We start from the raw sequence: 16,878 nt of genomic DNA on the forward strand, positions 1-16,878 counted from the left end.
GCATCAGCATGGCCAGAAAACAATGCCAAGTCTGCGGCCAGCCCGCCACGGTGCGGGTGGAAACCAATCTCAATGGTCGCCACAGCACCATGCTGTTGTGTGACGATCACTATCGCCAACTGGTGCGCCAGCAAAAGCGCACCGTCTCACCGCTGGAAGCCTTGTTCGGCTCGCGCAGCGGGCTGTTCGAAGACTTCCTTGGCAGCGACTTCTTCCGCATCGGTGACGACGCGCGGTCCATGGCGGCCGATACCGACGAGGTGGTCGATGCCTCGTTCGGCGAACCCGCCCCGGCCGGTACGGGCACCTCGCGCCGTCGCGGCAGTGGGCTCGCCAGCCGTATCAGCGAACAGTCCGAGGCCCTATTGCAGGAGGCCGCCCGACACGCTGCAGAGTTCGGGCGCGCCGAAGTCGATACCGAACACCTGCTGCTGGCGCTATCCGACAGCGACGTGGTCAAGACCATCCTGGGGCAGTTCAAGATCAAGGTCGATGACCTCAAGCGCCAGATCGAATCCGAAGCCAAGCGCGGCGACAAGCCGTTCGAGGGCGAGATCGGCGTGTCGCCCCGGGTCAAGGACGCGCTCAGCCGTGCTTTCGTGGCCTCCAACGAACTCGGCCACTCTTATGTCGGGCCGGAGCATTTCCTGATCGGGCTCGCCGAGGAAGGCGAAGGTTTGGCGGCCAACCTGCTGCGCCGTTACGGCCTCACGCCGCAAGCGCTGCGCCAGCAGGTAAGCAAGGTGGTCGGCAAAGGGGCCGAGGATGGCCGCGCCGAGACGCCGACCAACACACCCGAGCTCGACAAGTATTCGCGCGACCTCACCAAGATGGCGCGCGAGGGCAAGCTCGATCCGGTCATCGGCCGCGCGCAGGAGATCGAGACGACCATCGAAGTGCTGGCCCGGCGCAAGAAGAACAACCCGGTGCTGATCGGCGAGCCCGGCGTCGGCAAGACCGCCATCGTCGAAGGGCTGGCGCAGCGCATGGTCGCCGGCGAAGTGCCCGAGACGCTGCGCGACAAGCGTCTGGTCGAACTCAACATCAACGCCATGGTGGCAGGCGCCAAGTACCGCGGCGAGTTCGAGGAGCGCGTGCAGAAGGTGCTCAAGGAAGTGTCCGAGCACCAGGGCGAGCTGATTCTCTTCATCGACGAGGTGCACACCATCGTCGGTGCAGGCCAGGGTGGCGGCGAAGGCGGGCTGGACGTGGCCAACGTGTTCAAGCCGATGATGGCGCGCGGCGAACTGAACCTGATCGGCGCTACCACGCTCAACGAGTATCAGAAGTACATCGAGAAGGACGCCGCGCTGGAGCGTCGCTTCCAGCCGGTGATGGTGCCGGAGCCGACGGTAGCGCAGACCATTATGATCCTGCGCGGCCTGCGCGACACCTTCGAGGCGCACCACAAGGTCAGCATCACAGAGGATGCGATCATCGCCGCCGCCGAGTTGTCGGACCGCTACATCACCGCGCGCTTTTTGCCGGACAAGGCCATCGACCTGCTCGACCAGGCGGCCGCACGCGTGAAGCTGTCGGCCACGGCCCGCCCGGTGGCGGTGCAGGAGCTGGAGTCCGAACTGCACCAGTTACGGCGTGAGCAGGACTACGTGGCCTCGCGCAAGCAGTACGACAAGGCCGCCGAGCTGGGCAAGCGCATCGAGGCCAAAGAGGCCGAACTCAAGAAGCTCGTCGAAGATTGGGAGCGCGAGCGTGCCTCGGGCAGCGCCGAAGTCAAAGCCGAGCATGTCGCACAGATCGTCTCGCGCCTGACCGGCATTCCGGTCAACGAGCTGACGGTGGAAGAGCGCGAGAAACTGTTGCACCTGGAGCAGCGGCTGCACGAGCGCCTGGTGGGCCAGGACGAAGCGGTGCGCGCGGTAGCCGATGCCGTGCGTCTGGCGCGCGCGGGGCTGCGCGAAGGCAGCAAGCCGGTGGCGACTTTTCTGTTCCTCGGGCCGACCGGCGTGGGCAAGACCGAACTCGCCAAGGCGCTGGCCGAGTCCATCTATGGCGATGAAGGTGCGCTGCTGCGCATCGACATGTCCGAGTACGGGGAACGCCATACCGTGGCACGCCTGGTGGGCGCGCCTCCGGGTTATGTGGGCTATGACGAGGGCGGCCAGCTCACCGAGAAGGTGCGTCGCAAGCCCTACAGCGTGTTGCTGCTGGACGAGATCGAGAAGGCTCACCCCGACGTCTACAACATCCTGCTGCAGGTGTTCGACGACGGGCGGCTCACCGACGGCAAGGGCCGGGTGGTGGATTTCACCAATACCATCATCATCGCCACCTCGAACTTGGGCTCGGACATCATCCAGCGTCGGCTGAAGGCCCGTGGCGCCGCCGGCGAAGAATACGAGAAGACCAAGGCCGAGGTGATGGACGTGCTGCGCGGACACTTCCGCCCCGAGTTCCTCAACCGCATCGACGAGATCATCGTCTTCCATGCGCTGGGCAAGGAGGAGATCCGCCATATCGTCGGCCTGCAGCTCGATCGTGTGGCCCGCAACGCCGCTAGCCAGGGCGTGACGCTGACCTTCGACCAGACCTTGATCGATCACTTCGCGGAGGAAGGCTACAAGCCCGAGTTCGGCGCGCGTGAGCTCAAGCGGCTGATCCGCAGCGAGCTGGAGACGGCACTGGCGCGTGAGATGCTGGGTGGCGGTATCGGCAAGGCCGATCACGTCAGCGCCCGCTGGGACGACAAGGCCGAACGGGTGGTTTTCGAGCGCCAGGAGCCACCAGTGAAGCCGGTCGAGCCTGAAAAGCCTGATGCCGCGAACGTGGCCGAGACGCCGCCGAGCGACGCGAGCAAGCCTGCGCGCAAGAAGAAGTCAGCGGGCGGCGAATCTTGAGTCATGGGGAGGCTGTCGTGTCCGACCCCAACGGGCTGACATGGGCAGCCACCCTCGTGTCGCTGGCGGTCGCTATCCCCACAGCGGGGCACGCGGTCATCTACAAGCGTGACCCTCGATCGGCCACGCTGTGGGTGCTGCTGATCGCGCTGTTGCCGCTGGGCGGTTCGCTGCTGTATGGGCTGTTCGGCATCAACCGTTACCAGCGGCGCGCGCGGCGGCTCTTCCCGGGGGCAGATCCTGCTGTTCGGCAGGACCTCGCGCCCACGATGCCCGAGGCTGTATCGCCGCCGCTTGCCGGTCTGGCCCACCTGGTCGGACGCGCCACCGGCCAGTCGCTGACCAGCGGCAACCGCATCGAGCCGCTCGTCGATGGCGAGCAGGCCTACCCGGCCATGCTCGCTGCCATCGAGTCGGCGCGGCACAGCGTCGCGCTGGCTTCGTACATCTTCGACAGCCAAGGCATCGGGGCGCAGTTCGTCGATGCGCTGCGCCGGGCTCATGAGCGCGGCGTGCAAGTGCGGGTGCTGATCGACGACGTCTATGCCCGCTGGAGGCTCCGCAGCGCCTACCGCGCCTTGCAGCGCGCCGGTGTTCCGGCGGCGGCGTTTAACCCGACGTTGATTCCCGCGCGCCTGCATGCCGCGCATCTGCGCAATCACCGCAAGCTGCTGGTGATCGATGGCGAGACGGGTTTCACCGGCGGCATGAACATCTTCAGCCCGTATTGGCGGCCCGATGCGCCGGAGCAGGCCTGTCACGATTTGCACTTTCGTCTGCGCGGGCCGGTGGTTGCGCATCTGATGCGGTGCTTCACCGACGATTGGTGCGATACCACGGGCGAGCGGCTCAGCAAGGGTTACTGGGGCGAACCGCCCGCAACGGCTGATGAGCAAGGAACCTCTTGGGCGCGCGGCATCGAGGCCGGTCCCGATGAGGCCCTGGACCGGCTGCGCTGGACCTTCATGGGCGCTTTGAGCGCGGCGAAGCATTCGGTGCGCATCTGGACACCTTACTTCGTGCCCGATCAGCCGATGATCGCGGCGCTGAGCACGGCCGCGTTGCGCGGCGTGCGCGTCGAGGTGCTGACGCCCGCAAACGGCGACCATCCCACGGTGCAATGGGCCGCGCGCGCCCACTACTGGCAGGTGCTGGAGCACGGTGTGCGCATCTTCGAACGGCCTGGCCCGTTCGACCACAGCAAGCTGATGCTGATAGACGGCCAGTGGTGCTGCCTGGGTTCGGCCAATTGGGATGCGCGCAGCCTGCGCCTCAACTTCGAGTTTAATGTGGAGGTGTACGACACCGCGCTGTCTACGCGGCTGGAATCCCTTTTTGATGCCGCCCGTGATGCGTCGAACGAGATATCGGCCATGGCGTTGCGCGCCCGCCCGCTGGCCATCCGCTTGCGCGACGGGGTGGCCCGTCTGTTCACCCCCATTCTCTAGCGACACGACTTGCGAGGAACATTGCCCATGGAAAAGAAAGATCAATGGAACATCGGCTACTGGATCGTCGCCGGCCTGTTGCTGCTGACGCTGCAGAACTACTGGCAGGCGGCCAAGACCGTCGAGCCCGTGCCCTACAGCGAATTCGAGAAGGCGCTGGCCGAGGGGCGCATCGCCGAAGTGCTGGTGTCGGACCGCACGGTCACCGGGCGCCTGAAATCGCCGGACAGCCAGGGCAAGACCACCATCGTGGCCACTCGCGTCGAACCCGACCTGGCCGAGCGGCTGTCCAAGTACGACGTGCCTTACGCGCGGGTGGTGGAAAACACCTGGCTACGTGATGTGCTCTCCTGGATTCTGCCGGCGGTGGCCTTCTTCGGCGTCTGGTTCTTCCTGTTCCGCCGCTTCGCCGAGAAGCAGGGCATGGGTGGCTTCCTGAGCATCGGCAAGAGCCGTGCCAAGGTATTCATGGAGAAGAACACTGGCGTGACCTTTGCCGATGTCGCTGGCGTCGATGAAGCCAAGGCGGAGTTGGTTGAGATCGTCGATTTCCTCAAGAATCCGCAGGAGTATGGACGGCTCGGGGCGCGCATCCCGAAAGGTGTGTTGCTGGTTGGCCCGCCCGGCACGGGCAAGACCCTGCTGGCCAAGGCCGTGGCGGGCGAGGCCGGGGTACCGTTCTTCTCCATCTCAGGCTCGGAGTTCGTCGAGATGTTCGTCGGCGTGGGTGCAGCGCGCGTGCGCGACCTGTTCGAGCAGGCCCGCAGGCAGGCGCCGGCCATCATCTTCATCGACGAGCTCGATGCGCTGGGCCGCGCGCGCGGCGTCGGCGGCCCCATCGGCGGCCATGACGAGCGCGAGCAGACCCTCAACCAGCTGCTCACCGAGATGGACGGCTTCGACAGCTCGGTCGGGCTGATCATCCTCGCCGCCACCAACCGCCCGGAAATCCTCGACCAGGCGCTGCTGCGCGCCGGTCGCTTCGACCGTCAGGTGCTGGTGGACCGGCCCGACAAGAAGGGGCGGCTGGACATCCTGAAAGTCCACGTCAAGAAGGTTACCCTGGCCAGTGATGTCGATCTCGAACAAGTCGCGGCGTTGACGACCGGCTTTTCTGGTGCCGACCTAGCCAACCTGGTTAACGAAGCGGCGCTGGCTGCCACCCGGCGCAAGGCCCGTGCGGTCGAGCTGCAGGACTTCACTGCAGCGATCGAGCGCATCGTCGCCGGCTTGGAGAAGCGCAACCGTGTCCTCAACCCGAAGGAGCGCGAGACGGTGGCCTATCACGAGATGGGCCATGCCTTGGTGGCGCTGGCGCTACCAGGCACAGACCCGGTACACAAGATATCGATCATCCCGCGCGGCATCGGCGCGCTGGGCTACACGCTGCAACGCCCCACCGAAGACCGCTTCCTGATGACGCGCGCCGACCTGGAGCACAAGATCGCCGTGCTGCTGGGCGGTCGTGCGGCCGAGAAGCTGGTGTTCGGCGAGCTGTCAACTGGGGCCGCCGATGACCTCGCGCGGGCCACCGACATCGCCCGCGACATGATCACCCGCTTTGGCATGGACGAAGGACTGGGCTACATCGCCTTCGAGGCGCAGAGGCCGCGTTTTCTCGATACACCGGAACTGGCCCACGGCGGCTGCCGGGTGGCCGAATCGACCCAGGCGCGCATCGATCAGGCGATCCGCGACATCGTGATGGGCGTGTTTGATCGTGCATACCGAATTCTCGAAATTAACCGAGAAGTGCTGGAGCGGTGCGCGCGCGAACTGCTCGCGCGGGAAACCCTGGACGAAAACGACATCCGTCAGCTGACCCAAGGACTTGTTCTTGATGGAAACGAAAAGTAGTAGGCGCTATTCAGAGTGAGCCGGCGGCTCTGTTCGGTGCGTCATCCAATTCGCCGGCATTGTTCAAGGAGAACCGATATGTCTGCATTGACTCCGTGGGACCCCTTCCGGGAACTGGATGAATTGCAAAACCGCCTGGCGACGATGTTCGGACGAATACCCCAGCGACAGGGCGCCCGTACCGGCAACGAAGCCATGACCACGGCGGACTGGGTACCAATGGTGGACATCAGCGAGGATGAGAACGCATTCCTCCTCAAGCTGGATCTGCCGGAGGTCCCCAAGGATGCCGTGCGCGTCAGCGCGGAAAACGGCGTGCTCACCATCAGCGGCGAGCGCAAACTGGAAAAAGAGGAGCAGGGCAAGAAGTTCCACCGCATCGAACGTGCGTATGGCCGCTTTGTGCGCAGCTTTGTCTTGCCTGACAACGTTGATCCGACCAAGGTGACGGCTTCCATGAAAGACGGCGTGCTGGAAGTGCGGCTTGTCAAGGCCGAGCAAGCCAAACCGAAACAGATTGAAATCTCAGTCAACTAACTTCAATCAGGAGCCCAAGATCATGAATATCAAACAGCCCCAATCAACCTTCTCCGCACTTGCCCTGGCGGTCGTCGTCGGACTGAGCGGACCGGCTCTGGCCCAATCAGCGGCAGGTTCTAGCCCAGGTGCTGCAGCACCCTCTGCCGCATCCAAGGCGGCGCAGCCACAGGTAGATGACAAGGTCGCCCGGGAAGCCGCGAAAAAGCGCGCCGAACTCTCCCAAGATGCAATCACTGCGCTGGCCAAGACCCATGAGGCATTGATCCTCCTTGATGCAAAGAAGACCAAGGACGCGCTCGCTGCGCTGGAACTGGCCAGCGGAAAGCTGGAACTGGTATTGGCACGCGACGCCAAACTTGCTTTGGCGCCGGTCAATGTACGCGTCATCACCCACGATATCCACGCCAACGTGGAATCGGTAAAGAAAGCGGTCAAGTTGTCTCGGGAGTTGTTGGATGATGGCGAGGTGCAAAAGGCACGGCCCATCGTTGCCAATCTTGCCAGCGAAATCGTGATCGAAACCGACAACCTGCCGATGGCAACGTACCCGGCTGCGATCAAGTCGGCCGCACGGCTCATCGACAGCGGCAAGATCGACGAAGCCAAAGCAGAGCTCGCCCGAGCACTGAACACGCTGGTGGTCACCCAAGTTGTACTCCCTCTGCCCGTGCTACGGGCCGAAGCCGCGATAGCAAAAGCTGAAAAGCTGGCCGAGACTGACAAGCGCGATGCCAAGCAGAACGAGGAGCTCAGCACCTTGCTGTCGTCCGTGCGCACGGAGATCGAGCTGGCGCAAATCCTGGGTTATGGCAAGAAGGCGGATTTCAAACCCATCTTCGATCAGGTGAAGTCCATTGAGCAAAAGTCGGCTGGTGGCAAAAGCGGCAAGGGATGGTTCGACGAGTTGAAGACGCGCATCCAAAAGCTGTTTTGAGGTGATGAAGGGGCCGACTGCTCCATCGGTCAGTCTCGCGATATTCGCAGTCGGCCCCAATAGATTCCCCTATTTTCACTATCTCATACGAGGCATATCACCATGAATGAGCAAACATCGAATCCCAACGCGATCAACGAAGGCACGAACGAACAGGCCGCGGTAAGCAGCCTTCCTGCCAGACCAGAGCCCAAGCCTGAAGTCGTCACGGAGGTACAGCCTGAGGTTCAGAAAGAAACAGACTCGCAGGCGGCAGACAAACGTAAACAAGTCCTCGATGAGGCCGTCTCGGCCTTGGCGCTGACCAAATCAGCGCTGGCCGCACTTGACGGCAAGGACGCTGCACGCGCATTGGCAACGCTGGCCGAAGTGACGGGAAAGCTGGAGCTGATCGTCGCGCGCGAACCCACGCTTGCCCTGGCCCCCGTTGATGTGCGCACCATCGTGCACGACTTGTTCGCCAACACGGAAACCATTGAGGCGATGACCGACGAGGCGCTGGATGCCCTCAAACATGGCGAGGTGCAACAGGCACGTCACGTGCTGGCTTTGCTGGCCAGTGAAATCGTGATCACGGTCACCAACATCCCTCTGGCGTCCTATCCCGCAGCCGTGAAGGCAGTCGTGCCGCTGATCGATCAGGGCAAGATTGAAGAAGCCAAAGCCGCGCTGCAGGCAGCGCTCAGCACGCTGGTCGAGACGCGCAGCGTGCTTCCGCTGCCCCTCCTGCGCGCCAGGCTGCTCCTGCAGCGCGCCGAGACCTTGGTAGAAGATGGTCAGCGCAGCGAAGCGTCCAATGAGCGCCTGGAGACATTGTTGAACGAAGCCCGGCGGCAGTTGGAAATGGCAGAACTGCTGGGCTATGGAAAAAGGAAGGACTTTGAGCCCCTGTACGATGAACTCAAGAAAATCAAGGAAAAGACGGGAGGGGGAGGCGGCGGAAAAGGCTGGCTCGATGAAGTCAAGGCAAAACTGTCCAGGTTGTTCTGAAACCGCTGGAGAGGGGGCGCATAGCGCCCCCTCTCATGTCCCATGAGTGTTTGATTTTTCATCTCGTATAGGTCTTTAGGAGATATTGCATGAACACAGACACCATCGCCAATTCCAATGCGGATGACCCCACCAAAGCACTGTGTTCGCTGAGCCAAAATTGGTGGCTTTTTGTGCTGCGCGGTGTCTTGGCATTGATTTTTGCAGCCCTCGCGTTCTGGATGCCACAATCGGCTCTGTTGGCCATGACCATCATGTTCGGCGCATTTTCCTTGGTCAATGGCGCGTTCAACTTGGTTGCAGCGGTGCGCCATATCCAGAAAAAAGAGCGCTGGGGCTGGCTGCTGTTCAGCGGCATTGTCGGCATACTTACCGGCGTCGTCGTCCTGGTTGCTCCTTGGGTCGCCACGATGGTCATGGCTTCTTTTTTATGGGCTAGCGTGGGGTTCTGGGCGGTTTTCACCGGTGTGCTGGAGATATCCGCCGCGGTTCGGCTGCGTCAAGAAATCAAGGGTGAAATCTGGCTTGCCCTCAGTGGACTGCTCTCGATTATCCTTGGTGCTATCGTCTTGTGGATATTTTTTACCCGTCCGGTCGAGTCATTCCTGGCCGCAGGCTGGCTGTTGAGCTTCTATGCGGCAGTCTATGGTGTCACGCTTTTGTTCTTGAGTTGGCGTCTTCGCAAAACGCGCCAGGGATAAGAGCGGGTCAAACTAAATTCTATGGATATGAGCATTTTCGGTTCGTGCCTCCATAGAAATGACATCAAAGGAGTCATACATGCAGATGCAATATAGCTATCGAGCTATCGACAAAGAGTTTCATGAACCTTGGCAGAGAGCTTTGGGAAATATGATCGAGCACGCCCTCAAGCCATTGCTCGACAAACACACTAAAGATTCAGCGCGACTTCAAATCGTCCTTGATCGCGACAAGACCAAGCGGCAATTTCTGGCCAGTGGCTATATGCACCTGCCCGGCAAAAAGATTGTCAGCGTCACTGCATCACATGACGAGCTGACGCCCCTCGCGCAGATGCTCGCACAGTCGTTGTTCCGTCAGGCCAAGAAGCATTTTGACCGACTGCATGCTCAGGATCAAATCAAGCGCAAAGCACGACGCGAGCGCTTGCGCGAGCTCAAGGTGCGGATTGCCGCAAAACCCGCATCAGCCGCCCATGAGGCCGAGGTGACCCGAATGCCTCTACTGTCGAAACTTGAGGCTGTCGCAAGGCGTGAGCTGGCTTATCTGCGGGCCGTCGGCGATTTGCCGCGCGATTATCCGACGCTGCGTGACGTGGTGGATGAAGCGATTGTCAAAGCTGAGTTGGAATGGCAATCCGTGCCGGAAGAAAAAGCGGCTTACGTCGGTCTTCTGAAGCATCTGTTCGCCATCCTGGATCAGGAAGTGGCAAACAGCCGGCAATTTGGCGAATTCGTTTCTCTGGACGCGCCGGTCGAACCGGATGCCCAGGATGTCGCCGAGGCCATGGTGGAAGAGGAAGTCTTCGAATTTTATCAGCCCGATGACACACTCAGGCTTGCCGATGTCATCGCTGACAATCAGCATCCCGATGCCGCAACGATCGCGGAACAGGAGGAGCTAATTGATCGGTCGAGCGAGTTCGCTTTTGCATTCAATCTGCTGAAGGACATGCCGCGTTTGTGGCGGCGCATTTTTCTACTCATCCGTGTGGATGGGCTGGATGCCAGCAGCGTCTGTGAAATCCTGCTGATTCCTAGTAAGGAAGATGCTGTCCGAGGGTGGCTCATGCAGGCCGAAGCATTCATGGCTGCCCATCTGGAAGAGGCCGGAGTAAGCAAAGACGGGAACGATTGGCTCCAAGGCATTGATTGGTCGGCATTGTCTGTGACCCGAAGCGCGGCAGCCTCACTGTGGTCCAAGGAGGCGAACCATGAAGAATGATCTTCACCTCGTCTGTCCGCACTGCCAGTCCATCAACCGCGTACCGGCGGCCAAGCTCGCGGATCATCCCAACTGCGGTCGCTGCCAGCACCCCTTGTTCACCGGCGAGCCCATCGAGTTGACCACGGCGACGTTCTCGCGCCACGTGGAGCGCAGTGACCTGCCACTGTTGGTCGATTTCTGGGCACCTTGGTGCGGGCCGTGCAAGATGATGGCCCCGCAGTTCCAGCAAGCGGCGCGCCAGCTCGAACCCAGGGTCAGGCTGGCCAAGGTCAATACCGAGGCCGAGCCTCACCTGGCCGCCCAGTTCGGTATTCGCAGCATTCCAACCCTGATTTTGTTCCGAGGGGGACATGAGGTTGCACGTCAGGCGGGCGCCATGGGGGCGCAGGACATTATGCGCTGGGTGACATCCCGCTTGCCGCAATGACCCGGCGCGAACCACCCTGCTTATCAGTTGTTCGATCCTTGAAGAAAGTGTGTAGCCGCGATGCATAGCGACCCCAACCACACAATCTTTGACGAAATGCGTTCCCAGTTGCAGAAACTTTGGAACCTCTGTTTCACCCATAAGGAGCGTCACCTTTGAACGAGGCTCCTCAAATCTCAGCCCGACACTGTGACCAGATTGACCAGAATGCCCATTCTGGCAGTTGGCATCTCGATCTTGGCTCGCAACTCCTCACTTGCTCCGATGAAGCCTGCCGCGTGCTCGGCCTGGATGTTGGTGCGCCAATAGCCTTCGAGCGATTCCTGCAGTGCATTCACCCTGAAGACCGCCCCCTCTTCGATAGGGCATGGGATGCTGCCATGTGCGGAAAGTCCCTTGATCTGCGGTGTCGCATCGTCAGCGGAGGGCAGGTTCGCTGGATACACCTGCGGGCAACATTCAAGGGCGACGCATCTGGTCGGCCCAGAGCGGCAGACGGGACGGTAGAGGACATCACCGATCTCAAGAGGGTCGAGCAGGCGCTGTACTCTATGCGCCGACAGCGAGAAGAGTTGGCCAGCCACGTTCCCGGTATGCTTTACCAATACCGTCTTCGTCCGGACGGCAGCTCGCACTTCCCTTATGCCAGCGCGAGGATAGAGGAAATATACGGGGTTGCACCGGAGGATGTTGTTGAAGATGCCACTCCTGCGTTCGCTGCGCTCCATCCTGAAGACCGCGACCGTGTGCATGAAACCATACAAGCGTCGGGGCAGTCACTCGCGCTTTGGCATGACGAGTACCGAGTGCAGTTTCCAGACGGTCGGGTGATCTGGGTCGAAGGCGAGGCGTCGCCTGAAGCCATGCCTGATGGGAGCATCCTCTGGCACGGCTATATCCATGATGTCACCTCACGCAGAAGATCCGCGGAAGAGCTTCGCCTTGCGGCTAAAGTTTTTGCGCACGCAGGAGAGGGCATCCTCGTTACGGACGCTCAAGGCCACATTGTCAACGTCAACCGAGCGTTTACCGTGATCACTGGTTACGCGCGGGAGGAAGTATTGGGCCAGACACCCCGTCTGCTCGAGTCCGATCGCTATGACGATGAGTTCTATCAGACCGTTTGGCAGGCTCTGCTTGAGCACGACTACTGGCACGGAGAGCTCTGGTGCCGACGCAAGAACGGCAGTCAGTTTGCCGCGCTGCTGACGATCAGTGCAGCCCCGGATATGCGGGGCAATATCGAGCATTACGCAGCCATGTTTTCCGACATCACAGCGCTGAAGGAGAACCAGCAACAGCTTGAACGCGTTGCTCATTACGACCTGCTCACCGGCTTGCCCAATCGACTATTTGAACCGCCCCGGCTTCCCCGGAGGCTCGTTGGTTTGAGTCACGCCGTCACGACGGACCCGGTGGATTGCGAATAGTAGGCTTGCTCGGCTTTGGCCGGTGGGATGTTGCCGATGGGCTCCAGCAGTCGTCGATTGTTGAACCAGTCGACCCAGGCGAGGGTGGCCCATTCGACCTCATCGCGGGTTCGCCAGGACGGCCGCCGGTGAATCACCTCGGCCTTGTAGAGTCCGTTGATGGTCTCGGCCAGCGCGTTGTCGTAGGAGTCGCCCACGCTGCCCACCGAGGGCTCCAGTCCGGCCTCGGCCAGGCGCTCGATGTAGCGAATGGAGACGTACTGCACGCCGCGGTCACTGTGATGCACGAGCCTGTCCGGGCCGACCGGCTTGCGGGCGTACAGCGCCTGCTCGAGCGCGTCGAGCACGAAGTCCGTGCGGGCCGAGGACGACGCTCGCCAGCCCACGATCCGGCGCGCGAACACGTCGATGACGAAGGCGACGTAGACGAAGCCCTGCCAGGTCGAGACGTAGGTGGTCGCCCGTGAAATATTCATAACCTCATGAGTTGTCGTGTGTTATTGCCTGTTTGCGTGCGTATTCCACGCCATGGCGGACACGATTCCATGCTGATGGCGGACAGTGTTCCAGCGTGAAGCCGGACGCGGTTCCACGCTGAAGGCGGACAGCATTCCAAACGGATGGCGGACACCTGCAGGGTGTTCTGAGTGACCCGAACGCGGCATACGCTGCCCGGTTTTTGACCGAAGCCAGCGATGCCCACACCCAGGGTCACCATGAGCAAACTACGACACACACTGCAACTGCTGCACGGCGGGGCCCTGAGCACCCGCCAAATCGGCGCGGCGCTTGGCATCTCCAAGTCCACCGTCAACGACATCGCCAGTTACGCGCGCGCCGCCGGCGTGGACTGGGCGCTGGCCCAGAGCCTGAGCGACGAGGAATTGCAAGCCCGACTCTACAAGCCACCCGTGGCGCGCGCGTCCCGGCACCTCGAACCCGACCATGCCCACATCCATCGCGAACTGCGCCGCCCCGGCGTCACCCTGCAACTGCTGTGGGAGGAGTACCAGCAACAGCACAGCGGTCAGGCGTACAAGTACAGCGCCTTTTGCGAGAAGTACAAGGTCTGGGCCCGGGGGTTGAAGCGCTCCATGCGCCAGACCCACATGGCCGGCGACAAACTCTTCGTGGACTACGCCGGCCAGACGGTGCCCATCGTCGATGCCGACACTGGCGAGATACGCCAAGCCCAGGTCTTCGTGGCCGTGCTGGGCGCATCGAACTACACCTACGCCTGTGCCACCGCCAGCCAGAAGGCCGCCGACTGGGTGGCCAGCATCATGGGGGCGCTGGAGTTCATCGGTGGCGTGCCTCGCCTGCTGGTGCCCGATCAGCCGCGCGCCTTGATGACCCGTGCCGACCGCTACGAGCCCACCGCATACCGCCTGCTCGATGAGCTGTGTGCACACTACGGTGTCGCGGTCATGCCCGCACGCCCGGCCAAACCCCGCGACAAGCCCAAGGTCGAGGTCGCCGTGCAGGTGGTCGAGCGCTGGATTCTGGCGCGGCTGCGCCACCAGACCTTCTTCAGCCTGGCCGAGCTCAACCGCTCGATTGCCGGCTTGCTGGTGGACTTGAACCAACGCCCGTTCAAGAAGCTGCCGGGCAACCGTGCCAGCGCCTTTGCCGAGCTCGACGGCCACTACTACTCGGTGCCCCACGCCCTGGTGGGCGAGGTGGTGGAGTTGCGCATCACCGCCACCACCGTGGAAGTCCTGCGCGGCCACAAGCGGGTGGCCGCCCACGCGCTCAATGGGCGCAAAGGCGCGCACACCACGGCTGCTGAGCACATGCCGGCCTCGCACCGGGCACACCTGCAGTGGACGCCAGCCAAGCTCATCGCCTGGGGCGAGCGCATCGGCTCGGCCACCGCCGCCGTGGTGCGCTGGCAGATGGAGCACCGCGCCCACCCCGAACAGGGCTACCGCGCCTGTCTGGGACTGATGCGTCTGGGGCGGCAGTACGGGGCCGAGCGGCTGGAGGCGGCCTGTGCGCGGGCGCAGTCGATTCGCTCGCGAACGTGCGCGGGCCGGGCTACTACCACTGAGACAGTGCCAAGACCGAAGGAACACCCGATGCTCAACGGACAGACCCTCAACCAACTGCGCGCCCTGCGCCTGGACGGCATGGTGGCCGCTCTGAGTGACGCGGCCACCCACATCGCAGCCAGCGAACTGCCCTTTGAACAGCGCCTGGCGCTGCTGGTGCAGCGCGAGGTGGACTGGCGTGTGCGCTGGGGCAGCAGGCGGCACGCCTGGGGTTCTCCGTCCTCTACACCAGGGCTCCCCGACTCCTGGAAGAACTTCACGTGGCCCATGGCGACGGCAGCTTTGGCAAGCGCCTGGCGCAACTGGCCCGGCTGGACCTGCTCATCCTAGACGACTTCGGCATCGTGCCGATTGCCGCGCACGAGCGCAACGATTTGCTCGAACTCTTGGACGACCGGGTGGCACGCGCTCGACGCTCATCACCAGCCAGTTGCCGGTGACGGCGTGGCACGCCTGGCTGGACGAGCCGACGCTGGCCGACGCCATCCTGGACCGCATCGTGCACGGCTCGCACAAGATAGCCCTCAAGGGCGAGTCAATGCGCAAGCTCGCCAAGGCCGCCTGAGCCGGTCGCACCGAGTGCCATTCCACGCTGATGGCGGACACTTTGGCTACGATTTGAGCGTCACTCAGGACACCCGCGCAGCGTGTCCGCCATCGTTTGGAACGCTGTCCGCGATGGCAATGGAATCACTGTCCGCCATCAGTGGAATGCGCAAGCAGGGCCTAGGTCGGGGTGAGCTTGGGGCAAATTTCCATCGGCATCTCCGGATGATCGCGACGATGCGATCGGCGTGCTGTGAGTGCGGGAGGCCAAGCGCCCGGATGGCGAGGCATTCTGCTTGTGAAATACAAACAAGAAAACTACACTTTAACTAAACTCATGATGTAAGTAGAATATCTCCCGTGAAAGTCTCAAAAGAGGAACTCGTCGCCGTCCTCGCCCAGTTCAATCCCTGGTGGCGGGGCGAGCCCATTGCGGACTTGCCCACATGGCGGCGTGCCGCCTTCCGCGAGCTGCACGCCTGGCTGACCGTGCCGCCCGCGCCCCGGGCGGTGATGCTCTCCGGCGCGCGGCAGATCGGCAAGACCACGCTGATGCTGCAGGCCGCGCAGGCGCTGCTGGCCGCCGGCGTACCCGCGGCCAACATCCTCTATGCCACCTTCGACCACCCGATTTTGAAGCTCGCCGGCATCGACGCCGTGCTCGACGCCTGGCGCGAGCGCGAGCCGCGCGCCGAGGGGCCGGAATATCTGCTGCTCGACGAAGCCCAGTTCATCCGGGACTGGGGCACCTGGGTCAAGCACCAGGTCGATTTCCGCAAGGACCGGCGCATCGCTTTCACCGGCTCGGCCATGCCGTTGGTGGAGGCCGCCCCCGAATCCGGCGTCGGCCGCTGGCACACGATCCGGCTGACCACGCTGTCGTTCTACGAGTACCTGCAGATCAAGCGCCTGCAACTGCCCGAGCTGCCCAAACTGCGCAGCCTGCGCGACCTGTTCGACTGGGCGCCGGCAGACTTCTACCGCGCCACCGAGCTGGGGCGGGACTACGTGGGCCACTTCCACGAATACCTGCTGCGCGGTGGCTTTCCGCAGACCGCGCAGGTCGACAGCGTCACGCAGGCGCAGCGCCTGCTGCGCGAGGACATCATCGACAAGGTGCTCAAGCGCGACATGACCGCGCTCTTTGGCGTGCGCCGCGTGCTGGACCTGGAACACACCTTCCTCTACCTGTGCCTGCACGATGGCGGCCTGCTGGACATGGTGGACCTGTGCAGCAACCTGGAGGTCAAGCGCCCCACGGCGCAGCACTTCATCGAACTGCTGGAGGCCGCCCACCTGATCTACCGCCTGGCGCCCTACGGCTACGGCAAGGACGTGCTGCGCGCGCGGTTCAAGATTTATCTGGCCGATGCCGCCATCGCGCCAGCGGTGATGCTCAAGGGCAAGGCCATCCTGGAGGATGCTGCTGCTCTGGGTGTGGCCACCGAGACGGCCGTCTTCAAGCACCTGTTTGCCCGCTACTACGCGCAGAACGTGCGCTTCTCCTACTGGCGCGGCAAGCGCGAGCACGAGGTCGATCTCGTTGCTGAAGTGGGCGGCGAGCTCATTCCGTTCGAGGTGAAGTACCGCGCCCAGCACACCGGTGCGCGCGAGTTGAAGGGCCTGATCGAGCTGTGCCAGGCCAAGCGCATCGCGCGCGGCTACGTGGTGACCAAAGCGCTGGACCACTTCGGGCCGATGCAGGGCCTGCCGCTGGCCGAAGATGCCGATGTACCGACGCGCATCATGCGCATTCCGGCGCCGCTGCTGTGCTACTGGATGGGGGCGGCGGAGCTTCCGGGGGATACGCAGTGAAGCTCGCCGCACGGGGTCTGGCTCCATGGAGCCGCCCGGCCTTGATGGGAGGG

General features: G+C 62.7%; 11 protein-coding genes and 4 pseudogenes. 14 read left to right on the forward strand and 1 reads right to left on the reverse strand.

Annotated features, from left to right (window positions below):
• Positions 1-8: 8 nt before the first annotated feature.
• The 11 genes and pseudogenes from clpK (at position 9) to Tfont_RS14750 (ending at position 12,413) form a co-directional block, all read left to right on the forward strand.
• Positions 9-2,858, forward strand: a complete 2,850-nt coding sequence (gene clpK, locus Tfont_RS08205; RefSeq protein ID WP_143969071.1) for a heat shock survival AAA family ATPase ClpK — start codon at positions 9-11, stop codon at positions 2,856-2,858.
• Positions 2,859-2,875: 17 nt separating this feature from the next.
• The gene (cls, locus tag Tfont_RS08210; RefSeq protein ID WP_143969072.1) at positions 2,876-4,306 is read left to right on the forward strand and encodes a cardiolipin synthase; all 1,431 of its coding nucleotides are present in this window, start codon (positions 2,876-2,878) and stop codon (positions 4,304-4,306) included.
• A 27-nt stretch (positions 4,307-4,333) separates the two neighbouring features.
• Positions 4,334-6,163, forward strand: coding sequence for an ATP-dependent zinc metalloprotease FtsH (gene ftsH, locus Tfont_RS08215; RefSeq protein WP_143969073.1), 1,830 nt, complete (start codon positions 4,334-4,336; stop codon positions 6,161-6,163).
• A 78-nt stretch (positions 6,164-6,241) separates the two neighbouring features.
• Positions 6,242-6,700: a small heat shock protein sHSP20-GI gene (gene hsp20-GI / locus Tfont_RS08220; protein WP_143969074.1), complete on the forward strand. Its 459-nt coding sequence runs from the start codon at positions 6,242-6,244 to the stop codon at positions 6,698-6,700.
• Positions 6,701-6,722: 22 nt separating this feature from the next.
• A complete protein-coding gene (gene yfdX1, locus Tfont_RS08225; protein ID WP_143969075.1) occupies positions 6,723-7,637 on the forward strand; it encodes a heat resistance protein YfdX1 in 915 nt (304 codons plus the stop codon).
• Between the two features lie 102 nt (positions 7,638-7,739).
• The gene (gene yfdX2, locus Tfont_RS08230; RefSeq protein WP_143969076.1) at positions 7,740-8,627 is read left to right on the forward strand and encodes a heat resistance protein YfdX2; all 888 of its coding nucleotides are present in this window, start codon (positions 7,740-7,742) and stop codon (positions 8,625-8,627) included.
• Positions 8,628-8,716: 89 nt separating this feature from the next.
• A complete protein-coding gene (gene hdeD-GI, locus Tfont_RS08235; RefSeq protein WP_143969077.1) occupies positions 8,717-9,328 on the forward strand; it encodes a heat resistance membrane protein HdeD-GI in 612 nt (203 codons plus the stop codon).
• 79 nt (positions 9,329-9,407) lie between these two features.
• Positions 9,408-10,553, forward strand: a complete 1,146-nt coding sequence (locus tag Tfont_RS08240) for a hypothetical protein (protein WP_143969078.1) — start codon at positions 9,408-9,410, stop codon at positions 10,551-10,553.
• Positions 10,543-10,983 (forward strand): heat resistance system thioredoxin Trx-GI, encoded by a 441-nt coding sequence (trx-GI, locus tag Tfont_RS08245; RefSeq protein ID WP_143969079.1) that lies wholly within the window; start codon positions 10,543-10,545, stop codon positions 10,981-10,983. Before Tfont_RS08240 ends, trx-GI begins: the two co-directional genes overlap by 11 nt.
• A gap of 278 nt (positions 10,984-11,261) precedes the next feature.
• Positions 11,262-11,426: pseudogene (locus Tfont_RS14745) on the forward strand (hypothetical protein); the annotation flags it as partial.
• 150 nt (positions 11,427-11,576) lie between these two features.
• Positions 11,577-12,413 carry a PAS domain S-box protein gene (locus Tfont_RS14750; RefSeq protein WP_260682323.1) on the forward strand — a complete coding sequence of 279 codons (837 nt, stop codon included), beginning with the start codon at positions 11,577-11,579 and terminating at the stop codon, positions 12,411-12,413.
• Here the strand turns inward: Tfont_RS14750 and Tfont_RS08255 are convergent.
• A pseudogene (locus Tfont_RS08255) lies at positions 12,377-12,868 on the reverse strand (IS3 family transposase); the annotation flags it as partial. The gene Tfont_RS14750 and the pseudogene Tfont_RS08255 sit on opposite strands and share 37 nt — an antisense overlap.
• A gap of 261 nt (positions 12,869-13,129) precedes the next feature.
• Here Tfont_RS08255 and istA point away from each other — a divergent pair.
• The 3 genes and pseudogenes from istA to Tfont_RS08270 form a co-directional block, all read left to right on the forward strand.
• Positions 13,130-14,425: pseudogene (gene istA, locus Tfont_RS08260) on the forward strand (IS21 family transposase); the annotation flags it as partial.
• 245 nt (positions 14,426-14,670) lie between these two features.
• Positions 14,671-15,029: pseudogene (locus tag Tfont_RS08265) on the forward strand (ATP-binding protein).
• Positions 15,030-15,370: 341 nt separating this feature from the next.
• The gene (locus Tfont_RS08270) at positions 15,371-16,825 is read left to right on the forward strand and encodes an ATP-binding protein (RefSeq protein WP_143969080.1); all 1,455 of its coding nucleotides are present in this window, start codon (positions 15,371-15,373) and stop codon (positions 16,823-16,825) included.
• The last annotated feature ends 53 nt before the right edge of the window (positions 16,826-16,878 follow it).

Origin of the sequence: Tepidimonas fonticaldi (assembly GCF_007556755.1) — a bacterium.
In the GTDB taxonomy this organism is placed as follows: Bacteria; Pseudomonadota; Gammaproteobacteria; order Burkholderiales; family Burkholderiaceae_C; genus Tepidimonas; species Tepidimonas fonticaldi.